The organism is Pelagibius sp. Alg239-R121 (genome assembly GCF_947331435.1).
Taxonomy (GTDB): Bacteria; Pseudomonadota; Alphaproteobacteria; order Kiloniellales; family Kiloniellaceae; genus Denitrobaculum.
This window is the reverse complement of the sequence record NZ_CAMZOF010000007.1, coordinates 125,307-142,025: the sequence shown is the minus strand read 5'-3', so window position 1 is coordinate 142,025 and position 16,719 is coordinate 125,307. Positions and strand designations below refer to the sequence as shown.

15 protein-coding genes are annotated in these 16,719 nt (G+C 56.8%); 11 read left to right on the top strand and 4 right to left on the bottom strand.

Going from position 1 to position 16,719, the window contains the following annotated elements; genetic code table 11:
* Positions 1–4 precede the first annotated feature (4 nt).
* The 5 genes from QMZ18_RS22440 (at position 5) to QMZ18_RS22420 (ending at position 5,815) form a co-directional block, all read left to right on the top strand.
* Complete coding sequence (locus QMZ18_RS22440; protein ID WP_282608595.1) at positions 5–1,009, top strand: ABC transporter ATP-binding protein; 1,005 nt, start codon at positions 5–7, stop codon at positions 1,007–1,009.
* A complete protein-coding gene (locus tag QMZ18_RS22435) occupies positions 1,006–1,785 on the top strand; it encodes an L-iditol 2-dehydrogenase (RefSeq protein WP_282608594.1) in 780 nt (259 codons plus the stop codon). The genes QMZ18_RS22440 and QMZ18_RS22435 overlap by 4 nt, the downstream gene beginning before the upstream one ends.
* Positions 1,786–1,814: 29 nt before the next feature.
* Complete coding sequence (locus QMZ18_RS22430; RefSeq protein ID WP_282608593.1) at positions 1,815–2,591, top strand: SDR family NAD(P)-dependent oxidoreductase; 777 nt, start codon at positions 1,815–1,817, stop codon at positions 2,589–2,591.
* On the top strand, positions 2,569–3,273 hold the full coding sequence (locus QMZ18_RS22425; protein WP_282608592.1) for an HAD family phosphatase: 705 nt from the start codon (positions 2,569–2,571) through the stop codon (positions 3,271–3,273). Before QMZ18_RS22430 ends, QMZ18_RS22425 begins: the two co-directional genes overlap by 23 nt.
* 400 nt (positions 3,274–3,673) lie before the next feature.
* Positions 3,674–5,815, top strand: a complete 2,142-nt coding sequence (locus tag QMZ18_RS22420) for a BTAD domain-containing putative transcriptional regulator (RefSeq protein ID WP_282608591.1) — start codon at positions 3,674–3,676, stop codon at positions 5,813–5,815.
* A 210-nt stretch (positions 5,816–6,025) separates the two neighbouring features.
* Here the strand turns inward: QMZ18_RS22420 and QMZ18_RS22415 are convergent, their stop codons facing one another.
* Positions 6,026–6,634, bottom strand: a complete 609-nt coding sequence (locus QMZ18_RS22415) for a cytochrome P460 family protein (RefSeq protein WP_282608590.1) — start codon at positions 6,632–6,634, stop codon at positions 6,026–6,028.
* 224 nt (positions 6,635–6,858) lie between these two features.
* On the opposite strand from QMZ18_RS22415, the gene QMZ18_RS22410 reads away from it, so the two are divergent.
* Both QMZ18_RS22410 and QMZ18_RS22405 read left to right on the top strand, forming a co-directional pair.
* Complete coding sequence (locus QMZ18_RS22410; RefSeq protein ID WP_282608589.1) at positions 6,859–7,734, top strand: LysR family transcriptional regulator; 876 nt, start codon at positions 6,859–6,861, stop codon at positions 7,732–7,734.
* A gap of 284 nt (positions 7,735–8,018) precedes the next feature.
* A complete protein-coding gene (locus tag QMZ18_RS22405) occupies positions 8,019–8,912 on the top strand; it encodes a MurR/RpiR family transcriptional regulator (RefSeq protein ID WP_282608588.1) in 894 nt (297 codons plus the stop codon).
* 22 nt (positions 8,913–8,934) lie between these two features.
* Here the strand turns inward: QMZ18_RS22405 and QMZ18_RS22400 are convergent, their stop codons facing one another.
* From QMZ18_RS22400 to iolD, 3 genes are read right to left on the bottom strand one after another with little or no spacing between them, the layout of a single operon-like run.
* Positions 8,935–9,753 carry an SDR family oxidoreductase gene (locus QMZ18_RS22400; protein ID WP_282608587.1) on the bottom strand — a complete coding sequence of 273 codons (819 nt, stop codon included), beginning with the start codon at positions 9,751–9,753 and terminating at the stop codon, positions 8,935–8,937.
* The gene (gene iolE / locus QMZ18_RS22395) at positions 9,754–10,656 is read right to left on the bottom strand and encodes a myo-inosose-2 dehydratase (RefSeq protein ID WP_282608586.1); all 903 of its coding nucleotides are present in this window, start codon (positions 10,654–10,656) and stop codon (positions 9,754–9,756) included.
* A 3-nt stretch (positions 10,657–10,659) separates the two neighbouring features.
* Positions 10,660–12,507, bottom strand: a complete 1,848-nt coding sequence (gene iolD / locus QMZ18_RS22390; RefSeq protein WP_282608585.1) for a 3D-(3,5/4)-trihydroxycyclohexane-1,2-dione acylhydrolase (decyclizing) — start codon at positions 12,505–12,507, stop codon at positions 10,660–10,662.
* Positions 12,508–12,645: 138 nt separating this feature from the next.
* Here iolD and iolG point away from each other — a divergent pair, with 138 nt between their 5' ends.
* From iolG to QMZ18_RS22370, 4 genes are read left to right on the top strand one after another with little or no spacing between them, the layout of a single operon-like run.
* Positions 12,646–13,653, top strand: coding sequence for an inositol 2-dehydrogenase (gene iolG, locus QMZ18_RS22385; RefSeq protein WP_282608584.1), 1,008 nt, complete (start codon positions 12,646–12,648; stop codon positions 13,651–13,653).
* A 38-nt stretch (positions 13,654–13,691) separates the two neighbouring features.
* On the top strand, positions 13,692–14,507 hold the full coding sequence (locus tag QMZ18_RS22380; protein ID WP_282608583.1) for an HpcH/HpaI aldolase/citrate lyase family protein: 816 nt from the start codon (positions 13,692–13,694) through the stop codon (positions 14,505–14,507).
* Between the two features lies 1 nt (position 14,508).
* Complete coding sequence (locus QMZ18_RS22375; RefSeq protein WP_282608582.1) at positions 14,509–15,492, top strand: hydroxyacid dehydrogenase; 984 nt, start codon at positions 14,509–14,511, stop codon at positions 15,490–15,492.
* The gene (locus tag QMZ18_RS22370) at positions 15,489–16,622 is read left to right on the top strand and encodes a Gfo/Idh/MocA family protein (protein WP_282608581.1); all 1,134 of its coding nucleotides are present in this window, start codon (positions 15,489–15,491) and stop codon (positions 16,620–16,622) included. The genes QMZ18_RS22375 and QMZ18_RS22370 overlap by 4 nt, the downstream gene beginning before the upstream one ends.
* Positions 16,623–16,719 lie beyond the last annotated feature (97 nt).

Here is a 16,719-nt window from a genome sequence, read left to right as displayed (position 1 = left end):
AAACATGGGACGCATACATCTAAGACAAGTCAAAAAGTCCTTTGGTGAGGTGACGGTCATCCCGCCGCTGGACCTGGAGATCGAAGATGGCGAGTTCGTGGTCTTTGTCGGACCCTCGGGTTGCGGCAAGTCCACGCTTCTGCGCCTGATCGCGGGGCTCGAAGACACGACCTCGGGCAACATCGAGATCGACGGGCAGGACGCAACGGGCCTGCCCCCCGCCAAGCGCGGCCTCGCGATGGTGTTTCAAAGCTACGCCCTCTATCCGCACATGTCGGTGCGCAAGAACATCGCCTTTCCCATGCGCATGGCGAAAATGAGCAAGGAGGAACAGGACAAACGGATCGAGGCAGCCGCGAAAGCGCTGAACCTGACCGACTATCTCGACCGGCGTCCCGGTCAGTTGTCAGGCGGCCAGCGTCAGCGCGTCGCCATCGGCCGGGCCATCGTCCGCGAACCTGCAGCGTTTCTTTTCGACGAGCCGCTATCGAACCTCGACGCCGCGCTGCGTGTCGGCATGCGGCTTGAGATCAGCGAACTGCACAAACGGCTTGATACCACGATGGTCTACGTCACCCACGACCAGGTCGAGGCTATGACCATGGCTGACAAGATCGTCGTGCTGCAGGCCGGCGTGATCGAACAGGTCGGCAGTCCGCTGGAGCTTTATCGTACACCCCGTAACAGGTTCGTGGCCGGCTTCATCGGTTCGCCCAAAATGAACCTGATCGAAGGGCCCGAGGCCGGTAAACACGACGCCCATACCATCGGCGTCCGCCCGGAACACATCTCCGTCTCGGGCGACAGCGGCGCCTGGCAAGGCACCGTAGGTGTCTCTGAGCATCTGGGCAGCGATACCTTCTTCCACGTGAATGTCGACGGCTTTGGCGAGCCGTTGACCGTTCGCGCCGGCGGCGAGGTCGATTTGCACTACGGCGACACGATCCATCTGACCCCCAATGCCGAACAGATCCACAAGTTCGACCAGCAGGGACTTCGAATCGCGTGACGAAACTTGAAGGAAAAGTAGCACTAGTAACCGGCGGCGCCCGCGGCATCGGACGCGCGATCTGCGAGGCCTACGCGGCCGCCGGCGCAAAGGTGGCCGTCGCCGATCTGCTGGAAGAGGATGCGAAAGAGACCGCCACGGCACTCGCCGGGACCATCGGTGGCGGAATGGCGGTTGCCATGGACGTGGCCGATCCCTCCTCCATCACAGCCGGTGTCGCCGCTGTCGAGGAAGCCTGGGGCGGAATCGATATTCTGGTGAACAACGCCGGCATCTTCAACATGGCCTCCATCGACAGGATCACGTTCGAAGACTACCGCCGTCAGTATGATGTGAACGTTGCCGGCACGGTTTTTACCGCGCAGGCGGTCGTGCCCTCGATGCGAAAACGCGGCGGCGGTGTGATCGTGAATTTCACCAGCCAGGCCGGGCGCCGTGGGGAGCCCAATATCACGATTTACTGTTCGACCAAGGCGGCCGTGATCTCGATCACGCAGTCGCTGGCGCTGGAGCTGGCCGGGGACAACATCCGCGTCAACGCCATTGCGCCCGGCGTCATCGACACGCCGATGTGGGATCTGGTCGATGCGCAGTTCGCCGAATACGAAAACAAACCCAAGGGCCAGAAGAAGCGTGAAGTCGGCACGGCCGTTCCCCTTGGTCGCATGGGCGACCCTCGGGACGTGGCCGCCCCCTGTGTTTTTCTCGCATCTGATGATGCCCGCTACATCACCGCTCAGACCTTGAACGTCGACGGCGGCAACTGGATGAGCTGAAACCTCACATAATATTAAGGAAGTGAACCGTGTATCTCGAGAAGTTAAAGCTGGATGGAAAAGTCGCGATCATAACCGGCGCTGGCCAGGGCATAGGAGCTGCCTGCGCCCGCGCGCTCGGTGAAGCCGGCGCAACGGTCGTGGTCGCCGACCTCTTTCCTGACCGGGTCGACGCCAGCGTAGCGGAATTGAAGACTTTCGGCATCGAAACCCATGGCATCGTGATGGACGTCACCAAATCGGGCGCGGTAGATACAGCCGTGACTGCGGTCATGAAAGAACATGGGCGTGTCGACATCTTGGTCAACAACGCCGGCGTGGCGAACAGCGACGTGCGGGCCGAAGATACTTCTGACGAACACTGGCGTTTTCACATGGACGTCAATCTCGACGGCCTCTTCTGGTGCTGCCGCGCCTTCGGCCGCGAGATGCTCAAACAGGGTTCCGGCTCCATTATCAACATCGGCTCCATGTCCGGTCTGATCGTCAACAAGCCGCAGCCGCAGTCCTTCTACAACGCATCGAAAGCCGCTGTGCATCAGTTGACCAAGTCCCTTGCGGCCGAGTGGGCCGCACGCGGCGTTCGAGTGAACGCGGTGGCTCCCACCTACATCGAGACTCCGCTGACCCACTTCGGCATGACGGAGGAGCCGGAAATGTATAAAACCTGGCTGGAGATGACCCCGATGGGCCGAGTCGGCCAACCCGATGAGATCGCATCAATTGTACACTTTCTGGCATCAGATGCGTCGAGCCTGATGACCGGATCAATCGTGGTGGCGGATGGCGGATACACCTGCTGGTAAACAACGACCTAAGGACACGGCGCCTCTGAAGCGCCCGCGTCTTATCATCTTCGACTGTGACGGCGTGCTGGTCGACAGCGAACCTCTGTCGTTTCGCGTTCTGCGCGACAACGTGGCAGCCGCAGGCGCGTCGATCCCCATGCAGGACTGCTACAAGCTTTTCCTCGGGAAGAGTCTGGCAACCACCACCGAAATTTTAAGCCGCGACTTCGGCGTTGATTTCTCATCCGCCGACCTTGAATCCATGCGGCTGCAGCTCTTTGATCTCTACCGGAAAGAACTTCGCCCCATACCCGGCATCGCCGAATTGCTGCGTACGCTGGATTTGCCGGTCTGCGTTGCCTCGTCCAGCCAGTTGGAACGCATTCGGCTTTCCCTCGAAATCACCGGCCTTCTCTCGGCGTTCGATCCTCATATCTATAGTGCGTCGATGGTCACCAACGGCAAGCCGGCACCGGATCTGTTTCTCCATGCTGCACGGGTAATGAGAACGGCTCCGGAAGATTGTTTGGTAATCGAAGACAGCCCTGCCGGGATCGAAGCCGCCAAGCGCGCGGGAATGAGTGTGGTCGGCTTTACCGGTGGCGGGCACGCGCAAACCGACAGCCACCGCGCAGGGTTGGAGGCGTTGGAACCGGCAGCTGTCTTTGGAGAAATTGCAACGCTTCAGCGATACATATGAGCACGCTTAAGGGATCGACTAGACTTCAAATCGGTTCAATAACGCTGCAGGGATGTCAATTCATCAAGAATCTCTTATGCTGCGTCAGTCTAGAAAATGAAACTCCTAAAGAAAACAAGCGACCGAACGGTCTTTACTACGACCACTGCACTTGCATGTTGGACAACGTGAAGCCCGATACACTTCCATGTAAATTCCCCCCAATCACATAGAGTCAGAGTGCTGCGCTCTGTTTGGGTTCCAGAATGGACACCCAATTTTTTGTCGTCAGGAGAAGTGCCCGTGTCGGAAGTACAGCTTCTCACCACCACAATTTTTGGTAAACTAAACCCTTTGGAAGAATATTTCCTTAAGCTACAGGGTTGCTGAAAACCATCAGTGGCAGCTGACGTAACTTAAGTTGATTGAGCGTTCTGCTGGACGAAATGAAAATACGGATGCGTTCTCTTCAATGCAGTATTTATACCTCTCTCTTATCGGCGGATTCTCCCTAACATACAGTGGCCGCAGAATTGCTATTCGCAACCGTAAGGCACAGGTACTGCTGGCGTATCTCGCCCTTAGCCAAGACTTCCGGCAAACGAGGGAACAACTTGCAGGGCTGTTGTGGAGTAATGTTCCAGAATCGAATGCACGGGGTTCACTGCGCCAGGCATTGCGCAGCCTGAAACAGGTATTTGCCGAACTCAGCTCGCCAGGTTTGCAGATCAGCCGCAATGAAGCCTCCCTGGACTCTTCGGAATTTGAAGTCGACGTTTGGTCTGTCTTGGACAACACAGAATGCGCTAAGCCGCATCCACTGATGCTCGAGAAAAAGTGCCTATCAGAAGAACTTTTACTCGGATTTGAAGATGTCGATGCAGCTGTCAAATCATGGCTAATGGTGCAAAGACAGATATTTCACGAGCGCTTAGTTTTTTCGTTGGAATCGAAGCTTAACGCTATGGAGGAAAACGTCGGTTCGCAACAACATCAAGCAACAAAAGAGCTAGCGCTTGCACTTTCAAACCTTGATCCGACTCACGAGGGAGCTTGTCGATACTTGATGTTGACCTACGCGAAAGAGGGAGACATCTCGAGAGCACTTGATCGATACAAAGCGCTTTATGACTTGCTGGACACAGAGCACGACATGGAGCCTTCCATCAAGACTCAGAACTTAGTTGTTAGCATCAAAATCGGAGATTTTGACCCACCTTTAATTGAGCCATCACATCGGGCAGAACGTATCGCTACGACCGAAGCAGGTGCTCTCGATAGTGGCAAACAAAACGTCACGGCAAACCGTCTTATGATCGTTGTTGGGGCATTTCAGTCTCACACAGTTGGCGAAAACACCGGTCAGTCTGCGCAAGGACAGTTGATGAAGGGATTTCGGCATCACCTAATTTCTAACCTTGTTCGTTTTCGCGAATGGTCCGTCATAGATGGATCAACCGAGAATCCACTATTCAAGTTGCCGACACCTGACCGAGCCCAATACACAATCGAAGCAACTTCCTACCAATCAAACGGAAAAATAGAACTAATTCTCACTGCCAGTGATCAGGGTTCGAAAGAGTACGTCTGGAGTGCAGAATACTCAGAAAACTCTGAACAATGGCTCGCAAGCCAACGCCAAGTCGTACGCAAGATCGCATTCGCTCTCAATGTCCATCTATCTGCCGATCGCGTCAGCAAGGTGATTGGAAAACCCGACATCTCACTCCCCATTTTCGATCGCTGGCTGAAGGGGTTAGATCAAGCCCGACTGTGGAGGCCCAAGAATCGAATTCGGACCGCCAGTTTCTTTCGTTCGATAATCGGAGATGCGCCGAGTTTTGCACCAGCTTATTGCAATCTCATAAATTTCCACAACTCAGTAAATCAGATGTTTCCCGGTGTATTCCGTACAGAAGAGAACATGAGAGAAGCCACGTCTCTTGTAAAAGTTGTCGTTGGGCTCGAGCCGACTAATTCGAAGACACAGCTCTGTGCAGCCTGGTCTTACGCAATGAACGGTCAGTTCGACCTTGCGGAACTGGGATACAAGACGGCGTATGATCTGAACGAGAATGATCCATGGACTCTCGTTTCATCCACGTTGGGGTTAGCGCTCTGCGGGCGCCATGAGATCGCGCTCACACGGGCAAATCAGGCTGTTGAACTCGGTTTGACAGTAGAACCACTTCATTGGGGCTATCAAACAATAATCCGATTTCTATGTAGCGACTATGAAGGCGCGTTAAAGGCATCAACACGCTCTGGAGACGTGGCATATAGTTTCTTAGGTTGGAACGTAGCGACACTTGGACAGCTTGGGTTAATCTTGGAGGCACGAGAAAAGTGGGACTACTTTAAAAACCTGATCCGCCAGGATTGGCAAGGAGCAAAAGCTTTTGAAGACCGCGCAATAGCAGAATGGTTACTTCAAACATTCCCCATTCGGAACAGATCTGACTGGAAACGACTGCGAGACGGCTTAAAAGTTGTGGGCGCCTCGATCGGCACAGTTGGGAAAATCCGAGTACCTCGAACTACACGACTAACGCCAATCGCGTAAAAGTAAGCTGCGATCGGTGGATTTTCTTTTGCAAACGCTTTAAAAATACCGCTCTCTGCGATACGCAGACTTCAAGATGCATAGCCATATAGTTCTCGTTGCCTTCTCAAATGTGGAGCTCTTTATTTCTTGTTAGTTCAAGCCTTTTCGGCATAACGACTGAACACGCCTGCAACACTTGCAAGCGTGTTCATTACCCAACGGGGAATGTTACGGCTTTGCTGCGCGCAGCACCGGGTAAAACTGCGTAAAAACGAAATCATCGGCGGCGTTGGTCTCATGACAGGCATTGCAGGCTTCTGTGGGGAAAGCCTTAGCCGTATCGGCATAGGGTGGTGAGTTATGCCCAAAGCTGTAGTAGGCCCAGCCGCCCGGCTCGTCCGGGTACCGCGTGGTGTCTTTTACGGTCAGTTCCAGGCCGGCGAATTCGCCCTGGAAATAGCCGACACCCGAAACCTCGCCCGTTGAACCATCCTCGTTCATTTCATCAGCGTCCTTCTGCCGGATAAGCACAAGCTCCTTCACGATCTGGGTACCGTTCGCAAACTTGCCCGTGCTTTGCCAATGGGCGAAGGCGGTGGGCTCGATATAGACGTTATGGAATTCGGGAAAAGGTGCCTTGCCGTCGTTCAGCGCATTCGGCGTCAAAGGTGTCCCCACATAAACCCACTGCCGCCAGTCTTTTGGAATCATGACCTGACCATCGGCGGCAAATATGGCAGGTGTTACGGCGTCGTCGGCGGCGTTGGTCATGCTGCAGGCGGTAACACCAGCCAAAAGCGAACAGACGATCGCGGTTGAAAGCAGATAGTTGCGCATTCTTGAACCCTCTCCATGCGGTTTTATGCCGACACCGATCCTCGTACCGTCCCCCGAATTGTCGATCGGGAGGCGGTGAGTACCGTTCAGCGGCTTTGTTGATTCTTGATGTAGCGACATGGACAAAGCTATTTCATCTCAATATAATAGTGAAATATCAATATCTTATCGAAGCAATACCTTCTGGTTATTGCGTTCGTCTCCACATCAGAAATACTTGAACTATGGAACTCACACAGATCAGATATTTTCTCGCAGTCGCCGAAGCCCTGAACTTTACGAGCGCGGCAAAGGCCTGTGCCGTGTCGCAACCCGCTTTGTCGAAAGCAATCCGAAAATTGGAGGTCACGCTCGGCGCCGATTTGTTCGACAGGAGCTCACAACAGATTGAGCTCACCGACTTTGGCCGAACCATGAGGGTTCATTTTGAACGGATCGACGACAGCCGGCGCAAAGCCCGTGACGCCGCACGGGTTGCTGCCAGAACTGCTATTGAAAAGTTGGATGTGGGTGTCATGTGCACCATAGGCCCGCACCGCTTCAGCCGGTTTCTGGAGAGCTTTCGCACGGCCCATCCGCACATCGAAATTACGCTGCACGATGTCACAGCCTCACGAATACCCGACCTGCTGTTGAACGGCCAGGCGGACTGCGTGTTTTGCGGCCGCTCGAAAGAGCACGATCCGCGCTTTGAGGCGATTCATCTCTTTACCGAGAGTCTTGTCGTCGCCTTTGCCGATGGCCATCGTTTCAACGACTTCGAAACGGTACCGCTGTCGGAAATTGCAGAAGAAGCCTACCTCGACCGCCTCCATTGTGAATTCCGCGATGATTTTCTCAATCTCACAAAGGCAAGCGGACTGCTCCTCAACGTGGCCTTACGAAGTGAACGCGAGGACTGGATTTTGGAGCTGCTTCAGAACGGTCTGGGCGTCAGTGTCATGCCGACAAGTTCTGTGATCTTGAACAGCTTGTCCTACCGCCCGATCAGCGATCTACCCAACGAGCGCAAGCTTGAATTGGTTACGACTGTGAATGCCACTGTCTCTCAGGCCCTGGCCACCTTCCGTCAAGCGGCAACAGGTTTTGACTGGCACTAAAGTCCCGCCATCAGCTACTCAGCGCAATTTTGAGCAGCTGTCGATATCTTGTCCCGACAACTGTTCCGCAGATCGAACAGGAACATCCTGCTTCAAACCCTACTGCAGTTGAGCTGCTCGACCTGTTTGAAATTAATCAGCTTATCGACTGATGGTCGATCTTGAAAAAGAACAATAAGAACTCAACAGAAAACAGAAACATTGCAACGGTAATTGCAGAAACGTAATATAATCAAGTTTCGTTGAATACATGCGCCCGGTTCAAACTGCGGCCAGCAGATGAAATGGGGAATACCGCGATGGCCGGGCAGTCGAATTCGCCACCCGACAATTACGAAGATCTGACCCAGGCGGTTCACGATCACTATGATGGGCTCAGCAAGAGCTATCAGAAGGTCGCACGCTTCGTCACACAGAATCCCAACGATATTGCCATGCTGTCGGTGAACGCCCTCTCCGCCCGTTGCGGCGTGCATGCCTCGAGCCTGGTACGCTTTGCCCAGCAATTCGGCTTCAAGGGTTTCAAGGAACTGCAGGTTATTTTCCAGAACCGCCTGGCCACCGCGGCCCCCGGTTTCGACGCGCGCATTAAGGCCCTGAAGAGCGATCTGGACATGCATACGCGCGAAGGTATGCGCGGCTTTCTGAGCGACCTCGTCGTCCGGGACATCACCTCGCTCGAAAACCTCATGGCCGGCACCTCGGAGGAGGATCTGGCCCGCGCCGTCGATCTGCTGGAGCAGGCCGACACCATTTATCTGGTTGGGCAACTGCGGTCGGAGCCGATCGCCAATTTGATGCGCTATATCCTGACCATGTTGGGACGTAAGACGACCTTCCTGGACACTGCCGGTGGTCTGGCGACGCAGATGGCCAAGGTGATGCAGCCCGGCGACGTATTGCTGGCTGTCTCCTTCCGCTTTTACGCTACCGAAGTCGTGAACATCACCGAAGACGCGGCAGCGCACGGCGTGCCGATCATCGCGATCTCCGACAGTACCCTGTCACCCCTGGCCAAAACCGCCGAGGTGCTCTTTGCCGTACCGGAAGATGAATACGCTTTTTCCCGTTCACTGGCCGCCCCCATGTGTCTGGCGCAAGCCCTGATGGTCGCGCTGGCCTCCCGCCTGCAAAAGGGCGAAGAGACGCCGCGCATTCCTGTCGTGACGGAAAAGTAGTTCCGGCTCAACGCGATATATCCTAAAGCGACATAGCTTCCGACGGTGCCGGGGGTTCGAAGGGATATCCACCCCAGACCGACTGATCGAAATTGACGACAGACCCGGTCATCATACCCGCGTCACTGGATGCCATGAAGGCGACTGCTTTGGCGACCTCGGCCGGCGCCAGCAAGCGCCCGAAGGGTTGGGCAGCGGCGGCCGCGTCCAGCCAGTTGTCTTCCGCCCCGTGGTACTGAGTCTGAATCCGATGCTCGCCATCGGACGCCATCCAGCCAATATTTAACTGGTTCACCCGGATTCGATTGCGCAGCAGGGCAAAAGCCGTGTTGCGCGTAAGGGTCGCAAGCGCACCTTTGGAAGTGCAGTAGGCTGAGATGAAGGGCTGGCCAGCCAAGGCGGAGGTCGAACCGATATTGACAATCGCGCCTTCTATACCGTCGCGGATCATGACCTTGGCGGCGTCCTGCATCAGAAAAAAAGGCCCACGCGTGTTGATCGCCATCATCCGGTCAAAGAGTTCCTCCGAGGTGTCGAGAATATTTCCGCGATCCGTGAGACCTGCCGCATTGACCAGGACATCGACACGGCCAAAGTGATGATCCGCAGCGGTAATGACCGCGCGGCAATCGGCCACCTCGCCCAGATCGGCCGTGACGAATTGCACTGGACAGTCGGTATCTTTTTGAATCACTGCCGCAACAGCCTGGCCCTTTTCACGCGATCGACCGCAAGTCACCAGACCGGCGGCCCCCGCCTCCGCAAAGCGCCGGGCGATGGCCGCACCCAGACCTTGGGTTCCGCCCGTGACGACAGCGATTTTCCCTTCCAGGCTGTTCATTTATGCCTCCTCGATTTCGTAACCGGCGGACAGGAGCGCAGTTGTCAGGGCTCGGTGTCCAATCTTAGCGTATTCCAATGGGGGCGCCTTGACCGGGTCCTGTTCAGCCTCCACCACGAACCAGCCTTCATAGCCGTTATCTGCCAGCCGCTGAACAATGTCGTTGAAGTTCAGGCCGCCGTCGCCGGGTACGGTGAAAGCCCCCTTAAGCACAGCATCGAGAAAACTCTCGCGGTCGCGCGCGAGGCTATTCAGGACATCGCCACGAACATCCTTTGCGTGGACATGAATGATCCGAGCCGCATGTTTTTCGATGACCCGCAAAACCTCACCGCCGGCGAAGGCCATGTGCCCTGCGTCAAAGAGCAAGCGAACCGCCGCTCCCGTATGTGCCATCAGCAGGTCCAGGTCCCGCTCAGTCTCGACAGCCGTCCCCATGTGGTGGTGGAACGCCAACGGCACACCCTGTTCTGCACAAAATTCGGCGAAGGCTGTCAGTTTTCGGCCGTAGTCTTTGAAATCGTCTTCGGCCAGTGTACGCCGGCTATTAAGGGCTGCACCGCGGACATTCTGAATGGTCCCCGCGGTCTCGCCGTAGACTATGCAGGGGGCATTGAGGTCCCGGAACAGTGTAAGCTGAGCTATCGCCTGCTCTTTCTCGGCTTCCAGCTCGGAATCCAGCACCGTGCCCGAGTACCAGCCCGAGGCCAGTCGCAAACCGTGCACTCCCAGTGCGGTGCGCAGTTCAGGTGTGGTCGTGGGAAACTTGCCGCCGGTTTCCACACCCAGGAAGCCCGCTTCACGCGCTTCACTCAGACAGGTTTCCAGAGGCGTATCGCCGCCCAGTTCCGGCAGGTCGTCGTTCGACCAGGCAATGGGCGCAATGCCGAGTTTTGCCTTCATGCTTCAGACTCCGATGCGTTGTTTCGCGCGAATATCATCGTGATCCTTGCGGGCGGCCCGCACCTCATCCCGATCGCTTACTTCCGGCACGCCGACATCCCAGGCCGCGTCGCCCGGCACCCAGGAAAAGGCGTCGGTCACGATGGAAAGGACCGTTGTGCGGTCGGTTGTCTTGGCCCAGTCCATCGCCGCCTCGAGGTCGGCCAGGCTTTCCACCTGCCGCCCCAGCGCACCCATGGATTCTGCGTGTTTGACGAAGTCGACCGCAAAGGGTTGCTTCACCCGGCTGTCCTTGATCAGGTTGTTGAAAGATGCACCTCCCTTAAAATTCTGCAGCCGGTTGATGACACCAAAGCCACCGTTGTCGCAGACCACCAGGATCATCTTGTGACCGGAGAGCACCGAAGAGTAGATGTCCGAATTCATCATCAGGTAGGAACCGTCGCCGGACATGACGATCGGCGTGCGGCTTTCGTCGGCCATGGCCGCACCCCAGCCACCAGCCACCTCGTACCCCATACAGGAAAATCCGAACTCGCAATCGAAGGTCCCGGGCGTTTTGATCCGCCAGCCCTTGGTCACTTCCCCGGGCAAGCCACCGGCTGCTGTGAGAATCAGATCCCGCTCCCCGGCCTTGCGGTTCACCACGCCGACCACCTGGGCGTAAGTTGGTACCGGCGCATTTGTCGGCTTCTGATGTTCGTCGAGAAGCCGGTTCCAAGCGGCAAATTCCGAGCGGCCTTTCGCGGTCCAGGCCTCATCGGCCTTCCAATCGCCAAGCCCTTCGTCCAATTCGGTGACCGCCTCCAGCGCATCGCCAACCACAGCCAGCGCCCTGTGCTTGGTCGCGTCCCAACGCGCAGCGTTGATCGAGATGAATTCGGCCTCCCCTGCGAAAGCAGTCCAGGATCCAGTGGTGAAGTCCTGCAGACGGGTTCCGATGGCGAGAACGACATCTGCCTCTCCCGCCATGGCATTCGCCGAGGAGGATCCGATCACGCCCATCGGCCCGACGTGAGCAGGATGGTCGTGAACGACAGTCCCCTTCCCCGCAATGGTCTCGGCCAAGGGTATCCCACGGGATTCGGCGAAGGCAGCGACCTGTTCTTCCGCCTGGGAATAGCGCACGCCGCCACCGGCAATGATCAGCGGGCGTTTCGCCGACGTCAGCTTCTCTACTGCAGCCGCCAGACGCTCCCGGTCCGGCCGCGGCCGCGGCACGGCATGCATGCGTGGCTCGAAGAAGGCTTCGGGATAGTCGAATGCGATCTCCTGCGTGTCCTGGCAGAGACCGATAAAGGCCGGACCGCAGTCCGCCGGGTCCAACATGGCCGCAACCGCCTGGGGCAGCGAAGAAATGATCTGTTCCGGATGGGTGATGCGGTCCCAGTAGCGGGTCACCGCCTTAAACGCATCGTTGACCGATGTGGTTGGATTGCCAAAGTGCTCGACCTGCTGCAGAACCGGGTCCGGACGGCGATTGGCGAAGACGTCGCCGCTGAGGATCAGCACAGGGAGCCGATTGGAATGGGCAACCCCCGCCGCCGTAACCATGTTGGTCGCGCCAGGGCCAACAGAACTCGTCGCGACCATAATCTGGCGGCGGCGCTTGGCCTTGCCATAGGCGATGGCAGCCAGCGTCATTGACTGTTCGTTCTGACCACGCCAGGTCGGCAGTTGACCCTGAACAGCTTCCAGGGCCTCGGCGAGACAGGTCACATTACCGTGGCCGAAAATCCCAAAGACGCCCGCGAACAGAGGAACCCGTGCGCCATCCAGTTCCGTAAACTGATTACAAAGATAGCGGACCAGAGCCTGCGCCATCGTCAGCCGGACCGTTCCAGTGGTCATTTTTCGTCCTCCCCGAGAGCGGATTTATGTCGTCTTTTAAGAATGTTTATTGACAAAACTAGTATATGGCAACGATTATTGCAAATGTCACTTTGTGGCTTTCAGCGCATAATAAAAGCACAATCAGGGAGGACGGGAATGGTCAAAATCGCAGTGCTGGGATGCGGTCGAATCGGCCGGATGCATGCCGCCAATATCGCCGCCCATCCGAAAGCGGAACTTGCCGCGGTCTATGACCTATACGCCCCTTCCGCAAACGAGGTCGGGTCAGAACATTCTGTGCCAGTCGCGCAAAGTGCCGAGGCGGTTTTCGCAGACCCTCAGATTGATGCCGTGCTGATTTCCACCGTTACGGAAACCCATGCCGACTACATCGAAATGGCCACCGCTGCCGGTAAGGCGGTCTTGTGCGAAAAACCGATCGATCTCAACCTGGAACGAGTCAACCGTTGTGCCAAAGCCATCGCGGGCACGAAGGTTCCCATCCAGCTTGGCTTCAACCGGCGCTTCGACCCGGGCCACCGGGCTGCGCGCGATGCTATGCTCGCCGGCGAGATCGGCGATCTCCATCAGGTTGTCATTACGTCTCGCGATCCAGGCCTGCCACCCCGCCAATACATCGAGGCCGCCGGGGGACTGCTGCGCGATATGACCATCCACGATTTCGATCTGGCGCGCTTTATGCTGGACGACGAACCAGTCGAGGTCTTTGCCGTCGCCGGCGCTCTGATCGATCCGGCACTCGGGGCCGAGCTAGACGATGTCGATACGGCGATGATCATCATGCGGACCGCCGACGGCAAGCAATGCCATATCAATAACTCGCGCGCCGCCGTCTACGGTTACGATCAGCGGGTGGAACTCCTCGGCACCAAGGGCATGTTGCTCAGCGACAACCGCAAACCGCAGGAGATGAAACGCTTCACCGCGAACAGCACCGAGATCGCGGCCCCCTATCTATACTTTTTCATCGAACGCTATCACGAAGCCTTCATGGCGGAGATATCTTCCTTCGTGGAGAGCATCGAAAACCAGACCGCGCCGGAAGTGGGATTCGAGGATGGACGCCAAGCTTTGATTCTCGCAGAAGCCGCCTACAGGTCCATTGCAGAGAAGCGGTGTGTGCGCGTCGAGGAAATCGGATAGTTTCAGCCAACAAACATCAACGACTGTAGAGAGATGTCATGATCAAAAATGGACTGAAAAGCCTCTGGGCAGAGGGCAAACCTGCCTTGAATGGCTGGCTCTCGATCGCCAATTCCTTTTCGGCGGAAATCGTGTCGGCGCAGGGGTACGACAGCGTCACTGTCGACCTGCAGCACGGTATCATCGATTACAGCGGTGCAGTGCCTATGCTCCAGGCCATGAGGGCCAGCGGCGTAACACCGATGGTACGAGTGCCGTGGCTCGATGCGGGTGCCATCATGAAAGCGCTCGACGCCGGGGCGTACGGAATCATCTGCCCGATGGTCAATTCTCGCGCGGAAGCCGAACAACTTGTGTCCTACATGCGCTATCCCCCTAGGGGAACACGTAGTTTCGGCCCGACGCGCGCCAACTTTTCCGCCGGTGCCGGTTACGCCGCCGAAGCCAACGACGAAGTTTTGTGTCTCGCCATGATCGAAACCGCAGAGGCCATGGAGAACCTTGAAGAGATCGTAAGCACGCCCGGCCTGGACGGCGTTTACATCGGCCCGGCTGATCTGACGATCGGTGTCACCAATGGCCGCCTGCCCCCTGGCTTCGACCGTGAAGAACCGGAAATGATTGAGGCGATCCAAAGGATCCTTGCAGCCGCAAAAACTGCGGGTATCCGCGCCTGTCTTCATTGCGGCAGCCCGGCCTACGCGGCAAAGGCCATTGGCTGGGGCTTCGATCTGGTCACCCTTTTGAACGACGTCCGGCTGTTAGCCGCCTCGGCCTCCGCAAGCGTTTCGCAAACCCGTGAACTCCTCGGCCACGGAACGACGGAGGAAGCGTCGGACACGAAGGGTTACTGACATGCCCCGGATTTTGATCGGCGGCAAACTTCATCCCAGCGGTCTCGACCTTCTCTATGGTGCCGCAGGTTACAATATCGATTATGTCGAGGAGATTTCCACGGAATCATTGGCGCCGAAGATTTTCGACGCCGATGCTCTCCTGGTGCGTACACAGCTTTTGCCGGGCAGCTTCATCGAGAAAAGCAAAAACCTGAAAGTCGTCTCCCGGCACGGCGTCGGTTACGACGCAGTGGATGTCGCCGCGCTCAACAAACGCAGCATTCCGCTGGCGATCGTGGGCGACGTCAACTCCCGCACCGTGGCTGAACACGCGATGATGCTGATGCTGGCGACGGGGAAACGGCTCTTGCGAATGGATGCCTCCTCGCGCGGTGAAGGCTGGGAATACCGCAATGCCTTCGAATCACGAGAGCTCTACGCGAAGACTCTGTTGATCATCGGTTACGGCCGTATCGGTCGCCATCTTGCAAAGCTGGCACAGGGCTTCGGCATGCGGGTCATGGTTCACGATCCTTATTTGAGACCGAAGGACCTCTCGGCCTCCGATGTCGAGCCCTGCCCTGATCTACTTTTGGCTCTATCACGCGCCGATTATGTCTCGGTGCATACCCCAAAGTCGGATGGTCCGGTTTTGGGGGCAGTCGAACTTGGCGCGATGAAAAGCACCAGCATCGTAATCAACACGGCGCGCGGCGGAGTCGTCGACGAAGCGGCGCTTGCAAACGCCTTGAACAGCGGGTCGCTGGCCGGAGCCGGCCTGGATGTATTCGAGGAAGAGCCGCCAGCGAAAGGGCACTTCTTGGCAAATGCCAAGAACACAGTTCTCACGCCTCATGCCGCAGGACTGACACTCGAATGTGCTGAGCGGATGGCGGTTTCTTCTGCTCGGAACATTCTCGATTTCTTTGCCGGTAAGCTGGACGCCGCCCTGGTCGTCAACAGGGCGGAAATCGGATACGGCCGGGAATGTGTAACGGGATGACTGGCGTGAGCCCGAAAATCGGACTGGGATTGATTGGCTCCGGCTTCATGGGGAAGACCCATGTTTTCGGATTTGCGACCGCGCAGCGGGTGTTCGACTTCCCCTTCAAGCTGGATTTTGCCACCGTCTGCGATGTCGATGAAGCCTCGGCGGAAGCAGCCCGGCAGTCGTTTGGCTTTCGCAGGGCGAGTGCAGACTGGCGAAGTCTGCTGAAGGATCCGGAAATTGATATTGTCGATATTACGGCGCCGAACGTTCTGCACAAGGAAATGGCCCTCGCCGCCATCGCTGCGGGCAAGCATGTCTATTGCGAAAAACCGCTTGCGCCCAGTGCCGCCGAAGCTCTTGAAATGACCGAGGCAGCCGAAGCCGCTGGGATCGTAACCCAGGTCGGATTCAACTATCTAAAAAACCCTATGTTCGCACTGGCCCGCGATATGATCGCAAGCGGTGAACTCGGCGAGATTCGCAGCTTTCGCGGTGTCCACGCCGAAGACTACATGGCCGATGCCAACCAGCCTCTTACCTGGCGCCACGACCCGGCCGGCGGCGGCGGAGCCCTGGCCGATCTGGGCAGTCATGTTCTTGCAACGGCTCGTTTTCTGCTTGGCCCGATCGTTTCGGTCATGGGTACCTGTAAAACCCTGATCCCCGAACGGCCGACTGCGGCCGGCTCGCGGGAAACTGCTACAGTGCAGACCGAAGATGTGGCGCAGGCCTTCGTGAATTTCGAAAACGGCGCAACTGGATCGGTCGAAGCAAATTGGGTCGCGACAGGCCGCAAGATGCAGCACGACTTCGAGGTTTACGGCTCAAAAGCTGCAGTGGCCTTCTCAGGCGAACGGCTGAATGAATTGCGGTTTTACAGCATGGATGACCGCGCGGGTCTGCAGGGCTTTCGTACCATCCTCGCCGGCCCCGATCATGCGCCCTATGGAGACTTTTGCGTCGCTCCCGGGCATCAGCTCGGCTTCAATGATCTCAAAGCCATCGAGGTGCGCGATTTTCTCAACGCCATCGCCGGACAGGGACTCGTAGGTCCGGACTTTCGCGAGGGCTATGAGGTCCAGAAGCTGGTTGAAATGCTGTACCGTTCGGCAGCGGAAAACCGTTGGATAAGCCTGTCCTAACTTCGCAGGCGATACCTCTAACCATCTGTTTTCTCTTGATTTCAATAACTCATTCAATTTTGCAATGAAAATTGCAGAATTAAAAAAACTGCTTGAA

Excerpts from the sequence above, each read along its gene's own strand:
- QMZ18_RS22440 (WP_282608595.1), top strand. The coding sequence starts at position 5 with ATGGGACGCATACATCTAAGACAAGTCAAAAAGTCCTTTGGTGAGGTG.
- QMZ18_RS22425 (WP_282608592.1), top strand. The coding sequence starts at position 2,569 with ATGGCGGATACACCTGCTGGTAAACAACGACCTAAGGACACGGCGCCT.
- QMZ18_RS22415 (WP_282608590.1), bottom strand. The coding sequence starts at position 6,634 with ATGCGCAACTATCTGCTTTCAACCGCGATCGTCTGTTCGCTTTTGGCT.
- QMZ18_RS22410 (WP_282608589.1), top strand. The coding sequence starts at position 6,859 with ATGGAACTCACACAGATCAGATATTTTCTCGCAGTCGCCGAAGCCCTG.
- QMZ18_RS22405 (WP_282608588.1), top strand. The coding sequence starts at position 8,019 with ATGGGGAATACCGCGATGGCCGGGCAGTCGAATTCGCCACCCGACAAT.
- QMZ18_RS22400 (WP_282608587.1), bottom strand. The coding sequence starts at position 9,753 with ATGAACAGCCTGGAAGGGAAAATCGCTGTCGTCACGGGCGGAACCCAA.
- iolE (WP_282608586.1), bottom strand. The coding sequence starts at position 10,656 with ATGAAGGCAAAACTCGGCATTGCGCCCATTGCCTGGTCGAACGACGAC.
- iolD (WP_282608585.1), bottom strand. The coding sequence starts at position 12,507 with ATGACCACTGGAACGGTCCGGCTGACGATGGCGCAGGCTCTGGTCCGC.
- iolG (WP_282608584.1), top strand. The coding sequence starts at position 12,646 with ATGGTCAAAATCGCAGTGCTGGGATGCGGTCGAATCGGCCGGATGCAT.
- QMZ18_RS22380 (WP_282608583.1), top strand. The coding sequence starts at position 13,692 with ATGATCAAAAATGGACTGAAAAGCCTCTGGGCAGAGGGCAAACCTGCC.
- QMZ18_RS22375 (WP_282608582.1), top strand. The coding sequence starts at position 14,509 with ATGCCCCGGATTTTGATCGGCGGCAAACTTCATCCCAGCGGTCTCGAC.
- QMZ18_RS22370 (WP_282608581.1), top strand. The coding sequence starts at position 15,489 with ATGACTGGCGTGAGCCCGAAAATCGGACTGGGATTGATTGGCTCCGGC.